This is a genomic window from Ruegeria sp. SCP10, from assembly GCF_040329495.1.
Classification (GTDB): domain Bacteria; phylum Pseudomonadota; class Alphaproteobacteria; order Rhodobacterales; family Rhodobacteraceae; genus Ruegeria.
The window spans coordinates 21281-41558 of the sequence record NZ_JBDZYF010000013.1; the positions used below are offsets into that span (position 1 = coordinate 21281).

The window sequence follows — 20278 nt, forward strand, 5'->3', positions numbered from 1 at the left end:
CATAAGGGGTTGAATGAGTACCAACTGAATTGAATGAAAATGGTGGGTGGCGGAGACGAAGGGATTCGAACCCTCGAGACGGTTTCCCGCCTACTCCCTTAGCAGGGGAGCGCCTTCGACCACTCGGCCACGTCTCCGCCGACGGGTATATCCGTGCATGTCACGGAGTTACAAGGTCGATTCTGGTGCTGGAGTCATTTTTTATGGCCGCAAGCCAGGTTCTGGTAACGAAGCAAGGCCCCGGCGGCAGTTATGCCGCCGCCGGACTTAAGCGAGCTTTAACGGAATACGTCGACCAAGTCTGAGACGCTGACGCCTTCCTTGATTTCTTTCAGGCGGGCAAAGATCATCGCGATTGCGACACCTGTCCAGCCATAGGCCAGTGCGTTCAGGACAGCCTCGGCTACGATCCACGTAAGGGTGGGTTCAAATCCGATGGCAGAGGTGTCGCCAAATCCAAACGCAAATACGAACCCCACTGCCGCAGACACCAAAAAGATGCATAGAATAAGTAGGACCAACGTGCCGACGATTGGCCAGCGATAGCCCTTTGTGAGCTGCGAGCTGCGATTGAGCGCTCCGAAACCGGATTTGTCGATGACGATGGCCGGGACAATGACCGAGAATACCGCGTAGAGCCAAAGCCCGGGTACAAACACTAGCGCAAACCCGATTACGATCAGAATGCCGCTTACGATGGACAAAACCGCCAAGGCTGGCAGGTTGACCAAGGCGTTTTTGAAGTATTGGCCAATCTGGGCGGGCCGTCCGGATTTCGCGTCATAGGCCAGTTGGATGACCATGGCAGAGGTTAGCGAAATGGCGACGGATGAGATCAACAGGGCCACGACAAAGGTGGAACTGAAGGTCGCCCAATCGAACTCAACCCCCGGGACAGCTTCGAAATCCGTATCCCAGGCATATGTATTTACAATGACGTCGATCAGAGCGGGGATGAAGCCCAACAGGATCACGATGTGAATTTTCCGGAAGAAAATCGAAAATGTATCACTCAAAACCGCGCCTACTCCGAAGGGTGCGTGGAGGTCAGAAGTTGCAGTGTCAGCCATCTGTATATCCTAAATTAAACGATATGGTCTTGGCTCAGATAAAGCAGCGCACTGCCTTTCATCTGCAAGGGGAAACTGCACGTTATGTCTCGCCCCTAGGCAAAACGGCAACAGCTTCTTATTGGACGTCTCCGTTCTCGGCGGTGTGGTGCTTGTCCTTCCGTTTGTCTCCGAACAGTTGTCGTTGTTCGAGAAAGGCACGCTGTGCCTTGTAGAAGGCTTCGAGGAAGGCTTGGTGGTCTGCATCCGGAACCGGGTCGGCATAGTCGATCTTGCGGCGCACTTGCGCAAAGACTGCGGCCAGCGTTTCTTTTTGCTGCTTGTAGGCGGCGGGGCCTTTGGCGCGATTGGCACTGCGCAGAACCCCTTCGAGGGTCTGCAATTCGAACGCGCCATAATGTTCCAATTGATGTGACAGGAATTGATAAGAGGATTGCGTAGCCGTCAGCGGCCGGTTGGTTTCTGACATGTCCGGCAGCAAAACGGGTTTCGGCAAGTGGATCACGTAGGTGCCGGCGATGATGTCCCCAAGCCGCTGGCGGCGCTTGTTGAACAAAGGCACGGCCAGAACGCCCAAGATCCATGTCAGAGAGATAAGTGACGGCACCAGAGCATCCGTTGTCAGCGTCAGGACCATTGTACCGGGCAGGAAGATCTCGGCCTCTTTCATCAGGTTGCGCACGACCAGCGATTGCGTCGTCAGAGCTTGGCCATCCGCCGAGACAACCTTGATCTTCATCAGCCGTTTGCCAAGGGTCTGACCGTTCCAGACCAACTCGGATGCGGCGTAGTAGGGGATGCGGATGACAAAGAACAGCATCGCTCCGATGGCAGTGGCGGTGAAGGGTGTGACCAGATCGAATGCGACAGACAGCAGGAACAACGCAACCGCCACAGCACCGGTGATCAGTATGTCGGTCAGCTGCGCTGCGGTTCGGACGCCTACACCCGCGACGCGGAAATACAGCGGTACGCCCTCGGGTGGCAGTAGGCGGTCCATTGCGGCAAGGCTCATGACCGCTTCCTCCCGCCCAGCGCGAACCACAACAGCCATAGCGCGCCGATGCTCCAACCGATGGCGATGCGGGTGGATTGGTCCTGTACCAATTGCCTGCCGAACCCTTCCAGAAGAGCGGCGACAACCAGCATCATTGCTGCAATTAGTGCCAGCTTGACCGCGTCATGACCTGCTGCGCGGAGGGCTGCCGCTCGAGTCTGTGGGCCGGGGAACAGGACCGCCAGCCCCAATTTCAACCCGCCCGCGCCTGCGATACAGATTGCCGACAGCTCGGTCACACCGTGGATCGACAGCCAACCGAACATGTCCCAGCCCAACCCGCGATCAATATGGAGGGCGTAGAAGACGCCAAGGATCAACCCGTTGTAAAACAGCAGCATGATCGTCGGCGCGCATAAGAACGCGCCCAGGCCAAAGACAAAGATTGCAACGCGCGTGTTGTGGGAAAACAGATAGGTTGCAAAGGCGCCGAGACCCGAGGTGTCTTCCTCATCATAAATAGCCGAGCGCAGATAGTCAGTGCTGGCGTCAGGTCCGCGCCCTCCTGCCAGATCCGATGGCATGAAGACATAGAACCATTCGGGGTTGTCGAAATAGAAGAGATATCCAGCCAGCGCCCCGGCGGCCATGCACAGAAATCCCAGCAGGGTGACCCTCCACGAGGACCGCATCGCCCGTGGCCCACCGCTGGTCAGGAACCTGCGGATTGTGCCACCCAACCTTTGTTGCGGGGCATAGACGCTGAGATAGGCTCGGCTGGTAAGGGCTTCGAGATAGTCCAGCAAACCGCGATCCAGTGAGATCTCACGCGCGATGGACAGTGAGGTGGTGGCCTGACGGTACAGATCTGCCAGATCGCGTGCTTCTTGGAAGCTCATGCGATGCAGGCCCTGACCCTCGGCCTTGTCGACCAGATTGGACAATCTGCGCCAGTCGTCTTCACGTTCCTGCCGAAACCGGGCCGAGCGGATCAGATCACGTTCAGACATCAGATCATCTCTCGCGCTTTGATTTCCAGATAGGTCGAAATCAGGCGGGCCGAGACCTCGCCCGGTTCCGCGTCGATCACAGTGACGCCCAGTTGGTGCAACCGTTCCAGCACAAGGCGGCGCTCGCGCAGCAGCTGCCCGGTTGAAACTGTCTCTGCCACCCCGTCCATATCCGAAGGGGCTTCATTCACCTGCGCTTCCAATATCGGATCACGCAGTGTGACGAAGACGATCAGATGCCGTTTGGCCAGAACGCTGACATTCTCGACCATCAACTCGGCCGTTGTGGTGTCCACGAAATCCGAGAATACGATGATCAGACTGCGCTTTGGCGTGCGCCCGTTCAACTCGGTCATAGCCAAGGTGTGGTTCGTCTCGACGCTTTCATAGCTGAGTTCGGCCGTGCGGCTGCGTAACCGGTTGAACGCGGCGCGCCCTGGTTCCGGCGGCAGGAACATGCGCGGTTTGGCGTCATAGACGTAGAACCCAACCTGATCACCGCCGATGGCTGCGGCCCAGGCGGTTGCCAGCGCAGCGGTGATGGTCTGGTCGATCTTTGGCAATCCAGCGACCTCTTCACGCATCTGATAGCCGTTATCCAGCGCGATGATCACATGATGGTTGCGTTCCGCCCGCACCTCTTTGGCCACAAGCGAGCGATACCGGGCCGAGCGTTTCCAGTCGATCGAGCTGGCATCCATCCCGCGCACGAAATCGCGCAACTGGTGAAATTCGGTGCCTTCGCCAATGGCGCGGTTTTCTTTCACACCGAACAGCCGTGATTGCACGGTGGTCGAAATCTCACCCGACATGACCCGGCGGATGTTGGGCACCACAGGGACCTTCAGGCCAAAGGCCAGCTTTGGGACGAATTCAAACAGCCTTAGCCGAGAAGACCAAGACAGCCAAAGGTGCGACAGGTCCCAGGTGCCCCGTTGCCCTGCACGAAACGGGATTTGAACCGTGCCTTTCGACAGGTCAAAGCCCGACGGGCCGTTCAGGCCCGATGGCCAGTCTAACTCCCCCAACATTCCCTGCGCAGTGGGGGAGACGGTCAGGTCGATCTGACCTGCCTCGCCTACAAAGATATCCGGCATCGGTTCAACCGTGACAGACCGTCGACGTGGCCAGGACAACAGCAAATCAACAATTGCCAAACCGCACAGCACAACCCAGGGCAAACCGGCGATGGGCCGGGTTGCATCCCCCAGAACAATCGCCAGCAGCGACAGGCACAGCGCCGCACAGGCTGCGATCAGCAATATGCGAGATGGCCGGATCAGCGGGGGGCCTCGATCTGGTTGAGGATGTTTTCCAGTACCTGTCGCGGGCCGCGCCCTTCGATCTCGGCCGACGGGGACAGCACGATGCGGTGTTGCAGCGCGTGGATGATCAGGGTTTTGACATCATCGGGGATCGCAAAGTCGCGCCCGTTCAGGGCGGCCGTCGCGCGGGTTGCCCCGGCAATGGCATCCGCCGCACGCGTCGAGGCGCCAAAGGCGATGTCAGCGCTTTCCCGCGTTGCCCGCACTAGCCGCAAGATATAGGCCAGAATGTCGTCATCCAGCACGATCCCGTCGATCAGCTGGCGCGCCGCCATCATGGTGGGTGCGTCCAGCAGGGGCTGAACGGTTTGTGTTGCGCTCAGGAAATCCAGCGGCTCATTCGCATGCTGACGCAGGATCGACAGTTCCACATCTTCGGGCGGGAAACTCAGGTTGACCTTAAACAGGAACCGGTCCAACTGCGCTTCGGGCAAGGGGTAGGTGCCTTGCTGTTCAATCGGGTTTTGGGTCGCGACCACGATGAACTCCGAGCCCAGCATGTGGTCGGTGCCGTCAATCGTCACCATCCGCTCGTTCATCGCCTGTAACAGGGCGGCCTGCGTTTTTGGCGGGGCGCGGTTGATCTCATCCGCCAGCAGGATCTGGCTGAAGACCGGGCCTTTGGTCAGAACAAACTCGCTGGTCTGGAAGTTGTAGATCGAGGTGCCCAACACGTCGCCCGGCATCAGGTCGGGGGTGAACTGGATGCGCCCGAACTGCAGATTAAGTGCCCCGGCAAAGCTGCGGGCCAGCAGGGTTTTCGCGGTACCCGGAGGACCTTCGAGCAGCACGTGCCCGCGCGCGAACAAGGCGGTCAGCAACAGATCGACAGCCTCTTGCTGGCCTTGCACAACTTTGCCGATCTCGGCACGCAACGCCTCGGCCCGGGCGAACAATTCTTCAAGCGTCATTGGCAAGGTGCTCCAGTATCAGTTCGAATTGGTCAATGTAGGAAATCGCGTCATCCGCCCCCAAATGCGGGGGCAGGGCGCGTATGGTTTGGATCAACCTGTCCAGCTGGGTGGCCAGATCAGGCTTTCTCGCGTGGACGTATTTCAGATACGCCTCTTCAGGTGTGCCGAGTGTCCTTTGCGTATTGCCAAACAGCGTGGCGGCGCGGGCGCGCAACCGTGTGTCGACATAGTCCGACAGCATCGCACCATCCTGATCCGTCAGGCGCATCAACCGTGCCCGCGCCCGATTGGCTGTCCGTTTGCCGGTGCCCAGTGTCGGGGCAAGGCCTACCACGGGCCCGCTGCGCAAACCGCCGCGCCAGATCGAAAGCGCCAGCAATAGGCCCGCCCCGATCCACAAAACCCGAAACGGAGGTTCGAACAGGCGTTTCAAATCATCCCATGTGCGTTCACGGGCGACGACATTTTCTGGTGCCGTCAGCCAGTTCTGGTCGCTGTAATCGATGATGATCCGCTGACCCCCTGCAATCTGAGGCAAGACCTGCGCTGCAATCCAGGCATTGTCACCAAGGGTCAGGCCGTGATTATTCAACAGATCCGGGTCTGACAGGATGTAGACTTGTTGCTCGTCCTCGGACCCCGGCAGCGGGCACAGGCCCAACAGCATTTCGCCTGGTTGTCCGACGATGGGATCGCACCCGTTTCCGGCAAAGGTTTGGGCCGCATAGATACGGGCGTTCAACTGTGGGTCTGCGACCAGTTCATAGTCCAAAAACGGTCTGCGTGCGAAGTGCAGGCCTCCGATCTCGGGTCCGACAAGCCCGTGCAGGATCGTTTCAAGATCGGTCCTTTGCGCGATCAGAAAGGGATGTCCGAACCCGGTCAGGCGCATGCCGCTGCGCCATTTCGGCAGAATGATCAGGCTGGGAACCGATTGCGCCTTGTCACGAATGACGTCGATGTCCTGATCGAACTCATCGGGCTGAAACAACAACTCTTCTTTGGTCTTCGCGGCGGTCCGATCTGTATCGAGGCGCGTGTCGTAAAGCGGCTGAACCAAAAGGCCCACAGTGCTGCGATCCAAAGGCCAGCCGCCCGTAAAGCTTTGTGTGGCATGCGATTGGCTGTTCAACCAGCGATCCAGCCCGTCAAACCCGCTGGCTGACTCGCGCAATGCGTATTGGCGGCCTGCCATGACATAGAGGAATATACCGATGCAGATCGCAATCACGACGCCGACGATGATCCAGTCCAAACGGATACGATCTGTCGGTGGGAACCCTGTTGTCTCGCTCATGCCCGCACCTCGCGCAGGACGGGCCGGATACGTGAGAGCAGTGCGTCAAAATCATCTTCACTGATCGAGTGATGACCGAAATTCACGCGTTCGCTTTCCAGAACCAACGCGCGAAGATCAGGGATGTACCACAGGTTCTGCGGCATGCTGCGCAAAGCCTCGCGGTGGGTCCAGCTTCGTTTGAACAGCACCTCATTGGCGGCCAGACAGCGGCTCAGTGCCAGCTGGGCCAACCCGGTGACGGCCAGATCACGATCCTTAAGCCTGAGCAGCGCGTCCAGATCAGGCATTTCCTCGCCGTTTATCGCCGCCTCGGGGTCACCATGCCGTCCCTTGCGCCTGGTGTTGTCCGAGGATCTGCGGAAAGAAACAGATGTTTTACTCGCACTGTTATGGATGAAAAGCGCCAGAAAAATCAGGGCAATCGCAGAGACCAGACCCACGATCCAGCGACTATCTGCAGACAGTTGAACCGGTTGGTTCTCAGCCTGAGGCGTGAAATCCGTGTCGAGCGGCGGCGCGGGTTTGGTGGGGTCGAAATACAGCACATCCGTGTCGATCCCCCGATATCTGACTGCTTTCAGATAGTCCTGCCCTGAGGCGCTCAGATCCGGTCGGGATAGCGTCGCCTCCTGCGCGTTGGCAGGGGGTGAAGCGCACAGAAAACACGCAGAAAAACAGGCCAAAACAAATCTCATCGCGGTATCGATAGATCACTGGCGAATGGCAGGCAACAACCTAGACGCGTTTGCCAGGATCATCGCCCACAACCTGTTGCTATGGGCACATCGACGATGTGAAATCAGGCTACGCCAGGGGCGCTTTGCAGGCCTATTCGGGTTCTGCCGTATATAGACCCAACTGGTGCCTGCGCTGGTGAAACCGTTCGACACGTTCCACGATCTCATCGCTGGAAACCGAGATGACGAAGGACAACAGCGTTTCCAGAAGTGCGATGGTTGACACCGAGGATGGGAAGAACTGCGGCGTATCCGCGGCCACGACAAACCCGTGTTGTGCATTCAGGATCACCGGGCTGGCTGGGCTGTCCGAGATGCCGACAACCGTCATCCCCTGCCGCCGGGCCAGCTTGATCGCATCAATCACTTCGGTCCGGTAGGGGTGGCAGGTGATGGCGATCAGCACATCTTGTTCATCCGCCCAGGCCAGATCATCGACCGGGGTTGAGCCTGACCGGGGGATGGCGTGAAACTGCTTCATCCCGGTTGAGGCCAAATAGGTGAAGTTGCGCGCGTTCGAGTTGTTCACACCAACGCCCAGCGTGAAAATCTGGCGACAGTTCCATATATCTTCGGCTGCCGCGCGCAGACGGTCGACATCAATGCCGGCAAATGTCTCTTCAATATTGCGGATGGCTGCGCCGATCATGTCGGCATAAAGGCCCCCCATCTCACCGGATTTGCCGATTTCCTGTAACCAGCGGGCGCGGTCGGGAAATGAAACCGAGCCTTTGCGAATAGCCTCACGGAAGGGCGCGCGGAAATCTTCGTAGCCTTCGAACCCGACCTGGCGCGCCATGCGGACAAAGGTGTTGGGTTTGACATTGGCCGCCTCGGCAATCTCGCGCACGGTGGATACGCCCACATCCGTGGGGTTTTCCAGCACATACCGCGCGGCCTTTTGGGCTTCGGGCGTTAGTGCGTCCCATTCCTCGGACAGGCGATCCAGAACGATTGATGATACATTTGTGTCATTCATGATTGACGATGGTACAGTTGTGAAATTAGCCTGTCGAGCAGAATCGCAGGCCATGAAACGCGCATCGATCTGTGGCCCATCAGGAGACTAGAGCATGACCCTGCACAATACAATGAAGGCCATGGTGACCATGGGGCACGGCGGCCTTGAGCAAATGGTGCTGCACAACAACTGGCCGCGTCCCGATCCTGCGCCGGGTGAGGTGTTGATCCGCGTCGCCGCCTGCGGGCTGAACAATACGGATGTGAACACGCGATCTGGCTGGTATTCGAAGACCGTGACTGACGCCACGACCGGCGGCGCGTTCGAGGAAGTGGGCGAGGATGATCCCACCTGGGGCGGTGCCCCCATCACTTTTCCTCGCATTCAAGGCGCTGATATCTGTGGCCATATCGTTGCGGTTGGCGATGGGGTCGATCCAATACGCGTCGGAGAGCGGGTGATCACCGACGGCTGGCTGCGCGATCCTAACGATCCTGAGAATATGGATAAGACGGGCTACTATGGGTCCGAACGGGATGGCGGCTTTGCTGAATACGCAACGACATTGGCGGTGAATGCCGTGCCGATTACATCGGAGCTGACGGATGCGGAGCTTGCGACCTTCTCCTGTTCCTACTCGACTGCCGAAGGGATGCTGACCCGCGCCAATGTGACCGACGCGGATACCGTTCTGGTGCCGGGCGCATCGGGTGGTGTTGGCGGTGCTTTGGTGCAGCTGGCCAAACGCAGGGGTGCCCGTGTGATCGCTATGGCTTCCGAGGCAAAGCACGAAGACGTGGCCAAGCTTGGCCCGGACAGAATCTTGCCGCGTGCGCCTGAAAATATGCGCGCATCGCTTGGGGCTGAGAAAATCACAGTTGTGGCCGATGTGGTGGGTGGCCCCTACTGGCCGCACCTGATTGACGTGTTGGAACGCGGCGGGCGGTATACATGCTCGGGTGCCATTGCCGGGCCGATGGTCGAGTTCGACCTGCGCACATTCTATCTTCGTGATCTGACTTTCACCGGTTCCACCGTGATTGACCCTCAGGTCATGCAGAACCTCGTCAAATACATCGAAGCGGGTGAGATCAAACCGGCCCTTGCCGCAACCTACCCGCTTGAGGAATTGCGAGAGGCCCAGGCCGCGTTCATCGCAAAACAGCATACCGGCAACATCGTGGTGATCCCATGACTCTGGATGATGTCCTAGAAGCTGCTCGGCAGGTGCATCAGGCACATCCCGAGCTGTCCGCGTTTGGCGCGTGGCCTTCGGACCTGTCATTTATGCACGCCCACCCCAGTCTCATTGCAGCGGCAGACCAAGTGCGGGATTTTGAGATCGAAGGCAGCAAACTGACCCAAAACTTGGTTGCTGCAGTACGAAACACCACGCATCTGGCCCATTGGAAACAGACCTATGCCGAAGACGAGGTCGGCGCGGATTTTCTTGCCCGCTATGGATATTATGAGCTGTTTGGTCCAACTGGGCATTTCTACTCGACCCAGTTGCGCGGCTATATCGGGTATTGGGGCGCCGGGTTGAACTATGACTGGCACAGCCATCAGGCTGAGGAGCTTTATTTGACCTTGGCGGGCGGCGCTGTATTCAAGACCGCCGAGGATGCGGCATTCGTTGGGCCAGATCAAACCCGAATGCACTCCAGTTGGGAAAGCCATGCCATGGTAACAACAGATCAGCCAATCCTGACCTTTGTTCTGTGGCGCGGCGCGGGCATGGGTGATCTGCCAAGAATGGATGCGGCATGAAGATGACACCCACCCGCATCTATCAGCTCTGGCTGCCCTATGTCGGCGGACCGGACTCGCGGGAAGGTAATTTTAAGACCTTAGATTCTGAAAGCCTCGGCGCAGCATTGGCGGAGTATGCCCTATGAAACCACAAGCCATTGCAACCCAGATGATCGACGATGCGCGCGTGCGTGTCACACGCTTTGACTTTGCCCCTGGCGCAGAAACCGGGTGGCACCGGCACCAGATGGATTACGTCATCGCGGCCATCACTGATTGCCACATGCGTCTTGAGCTGCCGGATGGGTCCGTCAGCGAGATCACAGTGCCAGCCGGAACGGCCTACCGCCGTGACGAAGGGGTTGAGCACAATGTGATCAACGCGGGCGATGAACCGATGTCCTTTGTCGAGGTGGAACTGAAATGAAGATCACGCGCCTTTCGGTCTATCACGTCGATCTTCCGCTTGAGCACGCTTACTGGCTGTCCGGCGGGCGGCTGAAATTCGAAGTCTTGGACGCGACGCTGGTTAAGGTGGAAACCGATGCCGGGCTGATCGGTTGGGGTGAAGGCACGCCTTGGGGTCACACCTATGTGCCCGCACATGGGCCGGGTATTCCGGCTGGGATCGAAACCTTGGCACCGTTCATTCAGGGCCTCGACCCGCGCAAGCTGCTGGACGTGGAACGGGCGATGGATCTGGCCTTGCCCGGCCATCTCTACGCCAAAAGCCCGATTGATATGGCCTGCTGGGATATTGCCGGACAGGCGGCGGGGCTGCCGATTGCCGATCTGATGGGTGGCGGGTCCCGAACACCGCGCCCGATTGCCTCGTCCGTTGGGGCGAAGACAGTCGAAGAAACCCGCGAGGTGATCGAACGCTATCGCAGCCGGGGCTATGTGGCCCATTCGGTGAAGATCGGTGGCGATGTGGAACGTGACATCGCCCGTGTCCGCGATGTTGAGAGCATACGGCGACCGGGTGAGATTGTCCTTTATGACGTCAACCGGGGCTGGACGCGGCAACAGGCCCTACGGGTGATGAGCGCCTGTGAAGACCTGAACGTGATGTTTGAACAGCCCGGCGGGTCACTCGACGATATCGCCGCCCTCTCTGGCCGTCATGCCTCACCCGTGTCAGTCGATGAAAGTCTGGTGACGTTGCAGGATGCCGCCCGCATCGCCCGCGAAGGGATCGCCGAGGTCTTTGGGATCAAGTTGAACCGGGTCGGTGGTTTGACCAAGGCCGCGCGGCTACGGGATATCGCGCTGGCCCACGGGATCGACATGTTCGTCATGGCGACTGGCGGAACGGTTCTGGCCGATACCGAGGCCCTGCATCTGGCTGCGACCATCCCGGATCACAACTGTCACGCCGTCTGGGCCTGTCAGGATATGATCACCGTCGATATTGCCGGTGGTCGCGGCCCCCGCAATATCAACGGCCACTTGCATTTGCCCGAGGCTCCGGGCCTTGGCGTGCACCCCGACGAAGACGCGCTGGGCGATCCGGTCGCGGTTTATCAATAGTCACTGAGTTTATTACGATGGAGATCGCGTGACATGCTGAAGATCAACACTCAAGCCGAATGGATCGACCGCGCGAATGCTGTTTTGCCAGCGGGCGGGTTTGGCAATTTCGATCCGGGGATCATTATCTCTCGTGGTGAGGGCAGCCGTGTCTGGGATGAGGATGGCAACGAATACATCGACTATCTGATCGGATCAGGGCCGATGTTGCTGGGCCACGGTCATCCCGAGGTGATGGAGGCCGTGCTGGAGCAACTGCCCAAGGGTATGACCTTTTTCGCCAACAACGCCAAGGGCATCGAACTGGCCGAAGCGATCATTGAGGCGGTGCCCTGTTGCGAACAGGTCCGTTTTGTTGCTTCGGGGGGTGAGGCGGATATGTATGCCATCCGTCTGGCGCGGGCCTATACCGGGCGCGATAAAATCCTAAAATTCGAAGGTGGCTATCACGGGATGAGCGCCGAGGCACAGATGAGCCTAGCCCCTAGCCGACAGGTTAATTTCCCACAGGCGGTGCCCGACAGCGCCGGTATCCCACAGGGGGTCGCGGATCAGATGCTGATTGCACCTTTTAATGATCTCGACGCGGTTGAGGCCCTGCTGAACGAACATGGCGACATCGCCGCGATCATGGTCGAACCTCTGCAGCGGATCATCCCGCCCATGCCCGGCTACCTGCAGGGCCTGCGCGATCTGTGTGACAAGCATAATGTCTTGCTGATCTTTGATGAAATCGTCACTGGTTTCCGCTTGGCCTATGGCGGTGCGCAGGAACGCTATGGCGTGACACCCGACATCTGTACGATGGGCAAGATCACCGGTGGTGGCTTCCCGCTGGCTGCTCTGGGCGCACGTGCCGATATCATGAAGCATTTCGACAAATCGCAAGTGGGCGAGGGCGGATGGCTGATGCAGCTTGGCACCTTGTCAGGTAACCCCGTCGCTTCAGTCGCCGGGCTGAAGACGATGGAGATTCTGCGCCGCGACGGCACTTATGATCGCCTGCGCGACATTGGTGCGCGGCTGCAAAATATGCTGGCCGATACGTTGAATGAGGCCGGGATCGCGCACCAGATTTGCGGTGACGTGACCCTGTTTGACGTCTACTTCACCAGTAGTGACTGTCGGGACTATCGCAGCGCCAAGCATGACGATCCGAAGCGCAACGTTCTGTTCAATGACGTGTTGCGCGCGCATGGTATCTTCAAATCGCCAGGTAAGCTCTATCCGTCCTTGGCGATCACCAAGGCGGATCTGGAACAAACACAATATGCCATTCAGCAAGCTGTCAGCGCCATAAGCTGAAGATACGCCATGATCCAAAAAAGTCGGGCCGCTGTTGACCCCCAACAGCGACCCTGGACCTTTTGAATTTCGGGGTCAGCCTCGCCCCCTCGAACACTGATTAAAACACTAACAACTTGAAACTTTTCGATACTTTCGAGACTGTCCCGATTTTTCAACCGGTATGAACACACTATCAGCTTAATTCCGGAGCCGCGCTGTGAAAAAGTTCACATTGGTTAAAATTTTTCGATTTTTTTCCAATCAAAGAATCCCGGACCTGCATTTTTTAGCAGGATGTCAGCCACGGCGCGGCCCATTTCGACGCCATCTTCGATAGTGCCGGTGGCGTTTTCGGCAATCGCTTCGGACCCATCGGGGCGCAGAACTTCGCCACGCAGTCGCAGTTGGCCATTTTTGATCTCGGCCAACCCAGCGATCGGGGTTTCACACGAGCCGTCCAGCGCTGCCAGCAAGGATCGCTCGGCTGCCAAACGTGTGCTGGTCTCCACATGGTGGATCGCCTCAAGCAGCTCGGCGGCGCGGTTGTCATCACCACGGCGTTCGATCCCGATGGCACCTTGTGCGATGGCAGGCAGCATCTCATCGGGCGAGATCGGGCTGGCTGGTACATCCGCCATGTCCAGACGACGGATGCCCGCCATGGCCAGAAACGTGCATTCGGCCACGCCATCTGCCAGTTTCTTAAGACGTGTCTGAACATTGCCCCGGAATTCAACGACATTCAGATCGGGACGGCGATTGAGCAGTTGTGCCTTGCGCCGCAGAGAAGAGGTGCCAACCACCGCACCTTGGGGCAGGTCCTGGATTGCCTGAAACTGTGGAGAGATGAAGGCATCCCGCACATCTTCGCGCGGCAGGAACGTGTCCAGAACCAGACCTGCGGGCTGTGCAACCGGCATGTCTTTGGTCGAATGAACCGCGATGTCGATGTCACCGCGCAGCATCGCCTCTTCGATCTCCTTGGTGAACAGGCCCTTGTTGCCAATTTCTTTCAGCGGTCGGTCCGCATCGATCATGGCGCGGTTGTCGCCGGTGGTTTTGATCACCACGATGTTAAACGCGTTCTCGGGCAAATCGAACGCATCACGTAGCCGCTGGCGCGTTTCATAGGCTTGCGCCAGAGCAAGCGGCGAGCCTCGGGTGCCAATCTTCAGCGGCGATGCGGGGGTGGGCAGGGTCAGTGTCATGGGCACAGCTTTAGTCGCGTCACATTGCCCTGACAATGGGGGCTGCGCTTGACAAATTGCCGCCAAAGGATGACCCCGTGGACCAAATAGAACACTTGGGGGCAAAGATGGCCGAGACGAAAAAGCTGTTGCGGACGCTGGCGGGTGAAGTCCAGGACGTGCCGCCGATCTGGATGATGCGTCAGGCTGGCCGGTATCTGCCCGAATATCGCGCAACGCGGTCACAGGCCGGAGATTTCCTGTCGCTATGCTATAATCCGGAGTTGGCTGCCGAGGTTACGTTGCAGCCGATCCGCCGATACGGGTTCGATGCGGCGATCCTGTTTGCCGATATTCTATTGGTGCCGCAGGCGCTGGGTGCTGATCTGTGGTTCGTGACCGGTGAGGGCCCGCGTTTGTCGACGGTCACGCAGCAATCGGACTTTGATGTTCTGAAGCCGGTTGCGGATATTCATGAAACACTGTCTCCGGTCTATGAAACTGTGCGGATTCTGTCGCGCGAGTTGCCATCCGAGACTACATTGATCGGCTTTGCCGGCGCGCCCTGGACGGTGGCGACCTATATGATCGCCGGGCGCGGCACACCAGATCAGGGTCCTGCGCATGCGCTGCGCGAGGGGAACACTGCGCTGTTTGAAGCTTTGCTGGATCGGATCACGCTGGCGACGATCGAATATCTCTCGGCTCAGATCGAAGCGGGTGCGGAAGTGGTCAAAATCTTCGACAGCTGGGCTGGTTCTTTGAAGGGTGAAGCGTTCCGGAAGTACGCGGTCGAGCCTTGCCGAGTGATCACCCAAGCCATCAAGGCGCGCCATCCCGGTATCCCGGTCATTGGTTTTCCGCGAGAAGCGGGCGATGGCTATATTGGCTTTGCCAAAGAAACCGGCGTGGATTGCGTCGCTTTGGACAATTCGGTCGCGCCCGATTGGGCGGCGGCCCATGTGCAGGTAGACGGCTGTGTTCAGGGCAATCTTGCGTCATCGCACATGATCACAGGCGGTCAGGCGCTGGTGGATGAAACCCGGCGCATTGTCGAGGCGTTTTCGAAAGGCCCCCATATCTTCAATCTGGGGCATGGGATCACGCCGGATGCCGACCCCGAGAATGTGCAGTTGATGATCGACACTGTGCGTGGGCGGTAAAGGGGGAAAAGGGGGCCAGCCCCCTTCTAGGCCTGCGGCCAATTCATCCCCCGGGATATTTTTAGCCAGATGAAGGGTTAGATCGGCGCAAGCGGTCGAGTTCGGCTTTGATCTCGGCACCGTGTTCGCCTCGGGCTGGGCTGGGCTGCGGGGTCCAGCGGCGGTTTGAGAAGCGCGGCGCGGCTGCTGCCTGAAGGGTGCCGTCGACACTCCGCCATGTTTGACGCATATCGTTCATGGGATGGGTGAGGGCTTCGTCCGGGCTGAGAACTGGAGCGACACAGGCGTCTGAGCCTTGGAACAAGGTCGCCCAGTGGTCCCGCGGATGTTTGCAGAATAGCTGCGCCAAGCGACGGGTCTGCTCGGGCCAGAGCGTCGGCTTGTATTGAGGTTCGAAGGTGGCGTCGTCAGACAACCCCATGATCTTCAGGAACTCGGCGTAAAATTTGGGTTCGAGACATTGAACAGTGATGTAACGCCCGTCCGAACAGGTGTACGTGCGGCTCCAATGCGGGCCGTCCAGCAGGCTTTGACCGCGTGCCTCTTGCAGGTTGCCAGTTTGGCGCATGGTCATCAGCAGGTTCATCATATGGGCCGAGCCGTCATAGATGGCGGCGTCAACCACCGTGCCTTCTCCAGTGCTTTGGGCGTTGATGATGCCTGCGAGCAGCCCTGCTACCAGATACATCGCACCGCCGCCGATATCGCCCACCAGTGTGGCTGGGGTTTGTGGAACCGCATCGGATGCTGATGCGTACCAAAGCGCACCGGAAAGAGAGATGTAGTTCAGATCATGGCCTGCGGTCAGGGCCAGAGGGCTGTTCTGCCCCCAACCGGTCATGCGTCCATAGACGAGTTTTGGATTGCGCCGTAGGCATTCATCGGGTCCGAGACCCAGCTTTTCCATCACGCCGGGGCGGAACCCTTCGATCAGCGCATCGGCGGTGTCGATCAGCTGTTTTGCGGTTTTCAGGTCGTCCAGGTCTTTGAGGTCCAGCGCGATGGATCGTTTGCCCCGGTCCAGGATCGAGCGATCCGGCATTCCCGGTGGTGGAGTGCCTGTTTTGCGATGGATGGTGATCACATCCGCGCCGAGATCGGCCAGCAGCATGGCGGCAAAGGGCGCAGGGCCAAGCCCTTCAACCTCGATGATGCGTAGTCCGTTCAGCATGTGGCGCCTCCTGTTTTGGCCAAGGTTTCCGGCGGATTGGTAAGATTGCAAGGGCGGCGATTGATCTTTCCGCAATAAATGCGGAGAACACTGTGCGGAACTGACCTGTCGCATGCTGGCAAGGCGCGATATGGTTCCGACCAGAAACGAGGGCCAGCCATGACTGCAATTTTGTCCATCAAGGATTTGCGCAAATCCTATGCCGACGGGTTTGAGGCGCTGAAAGGCGTGTCGCTGGACATTGAAGAAGGGGAAATTCTGGCGCTGCTCGGGCCGAACGGGGCGGGAAAGACCACCCTGATCTCGACGGTCTGTGGGATCACCACGCCCAGTTCCGGGTCAGTTACCGTTGGCGGCCACGACATACAGGCCGAGTTTCGCGCCGCACGCAGGATGATCGGTCTGGTGCCGCAGGAAATTGCGCTGGAGCCTTTTGAGAAAGTGTACAATACCGTCCGGTTTTCGCGCGGCCTGTTCGGATATGGGCGCGACGATAGCCGGATCGAGGAAATACTGCGGAAGCTGTCGCTGTGGGACAAGCGCAGCAATGCGATCAAAGAGCTATCGGGGGGCATGAAGCGGCGGGTCCTGATAGCCAAGGCACTGGCGCATGAGCCCCGTATTCTGTTTCTGGATGAGCCCACGGCCGGGGTCGATGTCGAACTGCGCAAGGACATGTGGGAGATCGTGGCCGAGTTGAAACAGGCCGGTGTTACCATCATCCTGACGACCCATTACATCGAAGAGGCCGAGGCGATTGCGGATCGGGTCGGGGTGATCGACAAGGGTGAGTTGCTGCTGGTGCAGGACAAGGACACTCTGATGGCGCAGATGGGCAAGAAGCAGATCGAAGTGATGCTGGCGGCTTCGATATCAGAGATACCGGATAGTCTGGCTGCTCATAATCTGGCCTTGAACGGAAACGGCGATGCGCTGGTTTATACATATGACACCAATGCCGATCGAACCGGGATTACGACGCTGTTGAATGATGTGGCTCAGGCCGGATTGGTCTTGCGGGACGTTCAGACCCGGCAATCCAGCCTAGAAGAGATATTCGTCAATCTGGTATCGGGAGAGCCCGCATGAACTGGTCTGCTGTCGCTGCGATCTACCGATTTGAAATGACCCGTTTCTTCAGGACTTTGGCGCAAAGCTTTCTGTCACCTGTTCTGTCGACCTCGCTGTACTTCGTGGTCTTTGGCACCGCCATCGGCAGCCGCATTCAAGAGGTCGAGGGCGTGTCTTATGGTGCCTTCATCGTGCCCGGGCTGATCATGTTGTCGATTGTGACGCTGTCGATTTCAAACGCGTCTTTCGGCATCTATTTCCCTAAGTTTCTAGGCACAATTTACGAGCTGCTCTCGGCCCCGGTGAACTTTATTGAGATTGTTATCGGTTATGTTGGTGCGGCCGCGACCAAGGCTTTGTTCGTTGGTCTGGTGATCCTGATCACGGCGACATTCTTTGTGGATATCCGAATAGAGCACCCATTTGCGATGGCGGCGTTCTTGATCCTGTCCTGCCTCAGCTTCTCGCTGCTGGGGTTCATCATCGGTATCTGGGCCAGCAACTTTGAACAGATGTCGCTGGTGCCGCAGCTTGTTGTGACGCCGCTGATCTTTCTGGGGGGCACATTCTATTCCATTTCGATGCTGCCCCCTTTGTGGCAGACCATCACCTTGTTCAATCCGGTCGTGTACCTGATATCGGGTTTCCGCTGGTCGTTCTACGGGCTGGCGGACGTGCCAGTTGTGTTCAGCTTGCTGGCCATTGTGGCGTTCACGCTGATCTGCCTTGCGGTGATCGGTTGGATATTCAAAACCGGATGGCGTATCCGCAGCTAGGCGTTGCATTTTTGCCCGTCGACTGTGTGAATTTGGTTCACGTCGCATTTAAGGCCGGATGAGTCCCTTGTTTACGGGTTGGGGGCACTCTACATCGGCACCCATGAAACTCAGCCTGCCATTTGTCAAAAAACATCCCGTCGTCGCTGTTATACGCTTGTCCGGGGCCATCGGAATGGCCGGGCGCGGGGCGTTGAACGATACCTCGCTCGCCCCGGTTCTGGAAAAGGCGTTTCGCAAGGGAAAGCCGGTTGCCGTTGCGCTGGAGGTCAACTCTCCGGGTGGCTCACCGGTTCAAAGCTCGCTGATTGGATCACGTATTCGGCGACTGTCTGATGAGCTCGACATCCCGGTGGTTGCCTTTGTCGAGGATGTGGCCGCCTCGGGTGGCTATTGGCTGGCGGCGGCGGCGGATGAGATTTGGGCCGATGAAAGCTCGGTCTTGGGTTCGATCGGAGTGATTTCTGCCAGCTTTGGAGCGCATGAATTTCTGGCAAAGCAGGGGTTCGAGCGGCGCGTGCATACGGCTGGCAAGTCGAAATCGATGCTCGACCCGTTCCGGCCGGAAAAGAAGGAAGACGTCAAGCGTCTGCAGGGCCTGTTGGGCGACATCCATGAAAACTTCATTGCGCATGTCAAAGCCCGCCGTGGGGACAAGCTGGACGAAAGTGCCGATCTTTTTACGGGCGAAGTCTGGCTTGGAAAACGCGCTCAGGAGCTGGGGTTGATCGAAGGCATCGCCCATCTCAAACCCAAGATGCAAGAGCGGTTCGGCGAGAAGGTCAAGTTTCGTCGTTACGGCGTGCGCAAACCGATTTGGTCGCGCTTCGGGGCTTCACTGGCGCAAGACGCCATTGCCGGGCTAGAGGAGCGGGCGGCCTACGCGCGTTTCGGTTTGTGACGTGATCATCAAAATTGTCACCTTGTTTCTGGTTGCCATGGGTGTTTTGGCGATGTTCGGCAAGCTGCGGTTTCCTGGGCAAAAACGTTTGAGCTCGGTCAAATGTCCGCGTTGTGGCAGATTCCAGATCGGCAAGGGGCCTTGTGCCTGTGAAAAAGGAGGCCGGACATGACGGCATGGCTGCTCTCCGGCCTGGGTTTGGTGATCCTGCTATTGGCAGGCGATGCGCTGGTACGCGGCGCAGTGAACCTGAGCCTGAGGTTGGGGGTGCCTGCCCTGATCGTCAGCCTGACCATCGTGGCCTTTGGAACCTCGGCGCCTGAATTGTTGATCGCCATCAGCGCGATTGACGAAGGTGCGCCTGGTCTTGCGCTCGGCAATGTCGTTGGATCCAATACGGCCAACATCCTGTTGGTACTGGGTGTGCCCGCATTGCTGGCGACCCTGCACACAAGCGAGTGCGACAGCCGCAAAAGCTATGTCTTTATGTTGCTGGCGAGTGTTCTGTTCATTGGCCTGGCCTTTTGTGGTGTCTTCAACCTGTTCAGCGGCGCAATCCTGTTGGCCGCACTTGGGCTGGTTCTGTGGAACGCGTTTCGGGATGCAAAAGCACATCGCAAAGCCTGCGCGGCTGATGATGAGTTGGATGGTCTGGAAGAGGCTGATCCAGACATGCCGTATTGGAAGATTTCGATCTACCTGATCCTGGGCCTGATTGGTTTGCCGATGGGCGCGCACCTTCTGGTGGACAACGCCACAATTATCGCACGTATGTATGGCATCAGCGAAACCGTGATCGGCCTCACGCTGGTCGCGATTGGGACGTCTTTGCCCGAGTTGGCGACAACGGTTATGGCCGCGCTGCGGCGGCAGGCAGATGTGGCGCTAGGCAATGTGATCGGGTCGAACATGTTCAACCTTCTGGCCATTGTCGGCATTGCCACTTGGTTCGGCAACATCCCCGTCGACCCGGAATTCCTGCGCTTTGACCTGTGGGTGATGCTGGGGGCCTCGCTGCTGCTGATCCCGTTTGTGTTTTTCAAACAGGATATCTCGCGCATCTGGGGTCTGGTCTTGACGTTTCTTTATGCGCTTTATCTCACTGCATTGCTGATGTGATCTGACA

Annotated in this window: 20 protein-coding genes and 1 tRNA gene; 10 read left to right on the forward strand and 11 right to left on the reverse strand. The window is 58.3% G+C overall.

The window, feature by feature from the left end; genetic code table 11:
• Positions 1-47: 47 nt before the first annotated feature.
• The 9 genes from ABLN87_RS19455 to ABLN87_RS19495 form a co-directional block, all read right to left on the reverse strand.
• Positions 48-137: transfer RNA gene (locus ABLN87_RS19455), tRNA-Ser, on the reverse strand.
• Positions 138-278: 141 nt separating this feature from the next.
• Positions 279-1070: a hypothetical protein gene (locus ABLN87_RS19460; protein WP_353013455.1), complete on the reverse strand. Its 792-nt coding sequence runs from the start codon at positions 1068-1070 to the stop codon at positions 279-281.
• A 118-nt stretch (positions 1071-1188) separates the two neighbouring features.
• Positions 1189-2085, reverse strand: coding sequence for an RDD family protein (locus ABLN87_RS19465; protein WP_353013457.1), 897 nt, complete (start codon positions 2083-2085; stop codon positions 1189-1191).
• Positions 2082-3077 carry a stage II sporulation protein M gene (locus tag ABLN87_RS19470; protein ID WP_353013458.1) on the reverse strand — a complete coding sequence of 332 codons (996 nt, stop codon included), beginning with the start codon at positions 3075-3077 and terminating at the stop codon, positions 2082-2084. The genes ABLN87_RS19465 and ABLN87_RS19470 overlap by 4 nt, the downstream gene beginning before the upstream one ends.
• Positions 3077-4339, reverse strand: coding sequence for a DUF58 domain-containing protein (locus ABLN87_RS19475; protein ID WP_353013460.1), 1263 nt, complete (start codon positions 4337-4339; stop codon positions 3077-3079). The genes ABLN87_RS19470 and ABLN87_RS19475 overlap by 1 nt, the downstream gene beginning before the upstream one ends.
• Positions 4340-4356: 17 nt before the next feature.
• Positions 4357-5313 (reverse strand): AAA family ATPase, encoded by a 957-nt coding sequence (locus ABLN87_RS19480; protein WP_353013462.1) that lies wholly within the window; start codon positions 5311-5313, stop codon positions 4357-4359.
• Entirely contained in the window at positions 5303-6613 is a 1311-nt protein-coding gene (locus ABLN87_RS19485) for a hypothetical protein (RefSeq protein WP_353013464.1), read from the reverse strand. Before ABLN87_RS19485 ends, ABLN87_RS19480 begins: the two co-directional genes overlap by 11 nt.
• Positions 6610-7311, reverse strand: a complete 702-nt coding sequence (locus tag ABLN87_RS19490; protein ID WP_353013466.1) for a hypothetical protein — start codon at positions 7309-7311, stop codon at positions 6610-6612. The genes ABLN87_RS19485 and ABLN87_RS19490 overlap by 4 nt, the downstream gene beginning before the upstream one ends.
• Positions 7312-7444: 133 nt before the next feature.
• On the reverse strand, positions 7445-8332 hold the full coding sequence (locus tag ABLN87_RS19495; RefSeq protein ID WP_353013468.1) for a MurR/RpiR family transcriptional regulator: 888 nt from the start codon (positions 8330-8332) through the stop codon (positions 7445-7447).
• A 94-nt stretch (positions 8333-8426) separates the two neighbouring features.
• Between ABLN87_RS19495 and ABLN87_RS19500 the strand changes: the two genes are divergently transcribed.
• The 5 genes from ABLN87_RS19500 (at position 8427) to ABLN87_RS19520 (ending at position 12901) form a co-directional block, all read left to right on the forward strand.
• Positions 8427-9509 carry an alcohol dehydrogenase family protein gene (locus ABLN87_RS19500; protein WP_353013470.1) on the forward strand — a complete coding sequence of 361 codons (1083 nt, stop codon included), beginning with the start codon at positions 8427-8429 and terminating at the stop codon, positions 9507-9509.
• Positions 9506-10084, forward strand: a complete 579-nt coding sequence (locus ABLN87_RS19505; RefSeq protein ID WP_353013472.1) for a dimethylsulfonioproprionate lyase family protein — start codon at positions 9506-9508, stop codon at positions 10082-10084. The genes ABLN87_RS19500 and ABLN87_RS19505 overlap by 4 nt, the downstream gene beginning before the upstream one ends.
• 124 nt (positions 10085-10208) lie before the next feature.
• Positions 10209-10493: a cupin domain-containing protein gene (locus ABLN87_RS19510; protein ID WP_353013474.1), complete on the forward strand. Its 285-nt coding sequence runs from the start codon at positions 10209-10211 to the stop codon at positions 10491-10493.
• The gene (locus ABLN87_RS19515) at positions 10490-11596 is read left to right on the forward strand and encodes a mandelate racemase/muconate lactonizing enzyme family protein (RefSeq protein ID WP_353013476.1); all 1107 of its coding nucleotides are present in this window, start codon (positions 10490-10492) and stop codon (positions 11594-11596) included. The genes ABLN87_RS19510 and ABLN87_RS19515 overlap by 4 nt, the downstream gene beginning before the upstream one ends.
• Before the next feature lie 33 nt (positions 11597-11629).
• Complete coding sequence (locus ABLN87_RS19520; RefSeq protein WP_353013477.1) at positions 11630-12901, forward strand: aspartate aminotransferase family protein; 1272 nt, start codon at positions 11630-11632, stop codon at positions 12899-12901.
• 218 nt (positions 12902-13119) lie between these two features.
• Here ABLN87_RS19520 and hemC read toward each other — a convergent pair whose 3' ends face one another.
• Positions 13120-14091, reverse strand: coding sequence for a hydroxymethylbilane synthase (gene hemC, locus ABLN87_RS19525; protein ID WP_353013479.1), 972 nt, complete (start codon positions 14089-14091; stop codon positions 13120-13122).
• 107 nt (positions 14092-14198) lie between these two features.
• Between hemC and hemE the strand changes: the two genes are divergently transcribed.
• Entirely contained in the window at positions 14199-15233 is a 1035-nt protein-coding gene (gene hemE, locus ABLN87_RS19530; RefSeq protein ID WP_353013481.1) for a uroporphyrinogen decarboxylase, read from the forward strand.
• Positions 15234-15294: 61 nt separating this feature from the next.
• Here the strand turns inward: hemE and ABLN87_RS19535 are convergent, their stop codons facing one another.
• Positions 15295-16404, reverse strand: coding sequence for a CaiB/BaiF CoA transferase family protein (locus ABLN87_RS19535; protein WP_353013483.1), 1110 nt, complete (start codon positions 16402-16404; stop codon positions 15295-15297).
• Positions 16405-16563: 159 nt separating this feature from the next.
• Between ABLN87_RS19535 and ABLN87_RS19540 the strand changes: the two genes are divergently transcribed.
• The 4 genes from ABLN87_RS19540 to ABLN87_RS19555 all read left to right on the forward strand — a co-directional run bounded on the left by ABLN87_RS19540 (position 16564) and on the right by ABLN87_RS19555 (position 20271).
• Positions 16564-17493 (forward strand): ABC transporter ATP-binding protein, encoded by a 930-nt coding sequence (locus tag ABLN87_RS19540; protein ID WP_353013485.1) that lies wholly within the window; start codon positions 16564-16566, stop codon positions 17491-17493.
• Complete coding sequence (locus ABLN87_RS19545; protein WP_170535638.1) at positions 17490-18251, forward strand: ABC transporter permease; 762 nt, start codon at positions 17490-17492, stop codon at positions 18249-18251. The genes ABLN87_RS19540 and ABLN87_RS19545 overlap by 4 nt, the downstream gene beginning before the upstream one ends.
• 103 nt (positions 18252-18354) lie before the next feature.
• A complete protein-coding gene (locus tag ABLN87_RS19550) occupies positions 18355-19152 on the forward strand; it encodes a S49 family peptidase (protein ID WP_353013487.1) in 798 nt (265 codons plus the stop codon).
• A 168-nt stretch (positions 19153-19320) separates the two neighbouring features.
• A complete protein-coding gene (locus ABLN87_RS19555) occupies positions 19321-20271 on the forward strand; it encodes a calcium/sodium antiporter (protein WP_170535642.1) in 951 nt (316 codons plus the stop codon).
• Positions 20272-20278 lie beyond the last annotated feature (7 nt).

Bases quoted from the DNA above. Each gene is read 5' to 3' on its own strand.
- ABLN87_RS19515 (WP_353013476.1), top strand. From the start codon at position 10,490: ATGAAGATCACGCGCCTTTCGGTCTATCACGTCGATCTTCCGCTTGAG.
- ABLN87_RS19485 (WP_353013464.1), bottom strand. From the start codon at position 6,613: ATGAGCGAGACAACAGGGTTCCCACCGACAGATCGTATCCGTTTGGAC.
- ABLN87_RS19465 (WP_353013457.1), bottom strand. From the start codon at position 2,085: ATGAGCCTTGCCGCAATGGACCGCCTACTGCCACCCGAGGGCGTACCG.
- ABLN87_RS19520 (WP_353013477.1), top strand. From the start codon at position 11,630: ATGCTGAAGATCAACACTCAAGCCGAATGGATCGACCGCGCGAATGCT.
- ABLN87_RS19505 (WP_353013472.1), top strand. From the start codon at position 9,506: ATGACTCTGGATGATGTCCTAGAAGCTGCTCGGCAGGTGCATCAGGCA.
- ABLN87_RS19535 (WP_353013483.1), bottom strand. From the start codon at position 16,404: ATGCTGAACGGACTACGCATCATCGAGGTTGAAGGGCTTGGCCCTGCG.
- hemE (WP_353013481.1), top strand. From the start codon at position 14,199: ATGGCCGAGACGAAAAAGCTGTTGCGGACGCTGGCGGGTGAAGTCCAG.
- ABLN87_RS19460 (WP_353013455.1), bottom strand. From the start codon at position 1,070: ATGGCTGACACTGCAACTTCTGACCTCCACGCACCCTTCGGAGTAGGC.
- ABLN87_RS19540 (WP_353013485.1), top strand. From the start codon at position 16,564: ATGACTGCAATTTTGTCCATCAAGGATTTGCGCAAATCCTATGCCGAC.
- ABLN87_RS19480 (WP_353013462.1), bottom strand. From the start codon at position 5,313: ATGACGCTTGAAGAATTGTTCGCCCGGGCCGAGGCGTTGCGTGCCGAG.
- ABLN87_RS19555 (WP_170535642.1), top strand. From the start codon at position 19,321: ATGACGGCATGGCTGCTCTCCGGCCTGGGTTTGGTGATCCTGCTATTG.
- ABLN87_RS19470 (WP_353013458.1), bottom strand. From the start codon at position 3,077: ATGTCTGAACGTGATCTGATCCGCTCGGCCCGGTTTCGGCAGGAACGT.
- ABLN87_RS19490 (WP_353013466.1), bottom strand. From the start codon at position 7,311: ATGAGATTTGTTTTGGCCTGTTTTTCTGCGTGTTTTCTGTGCGCTTCA.
- ABLN87_RS19550 (WP_353013487.1), top strand. From the start codon at position 18,355: ATGAAACTCAGCCTGCCATTTGTCAAAAAACATCCCGTCGTCGCTGTT.
- ABLN87_RS19545 (WP_170535638.1), top strand. From the start codon at position 17,490: ATGAACTGGTCTGCTGTCGCTGCGATCTACCGATTTGAAATGACCCGT.
- ABLN87_RS19500 (WP_353013470.1), top strand. From the start codon at position 8,427: ATGACCCTGCACAATACAATGAAGGCCATGGTGACCATGGGGCACGGC.
- ABLN87_RS19510 (WP_353013474.1), top strand. From the start codon at position 10,209: ATGAAACCACAAGCCATTGCAACCCAGATGATCGACGATGCGCGCGTG.
- hemC (WP_353013479.1), bottom strand. From the start codon at position 14,091: ATGACACTGACCCTGCCCACCCCCGCATCGCCGCTGAAGATTGGCACC.
- ABLN87_RS19495 (WP_353013468.1), bottom strand. From the start codon at position 8,332: ATGAATGACACAAATGTATCATCAATCGTTCTGGATCGCCTGTCCGAG.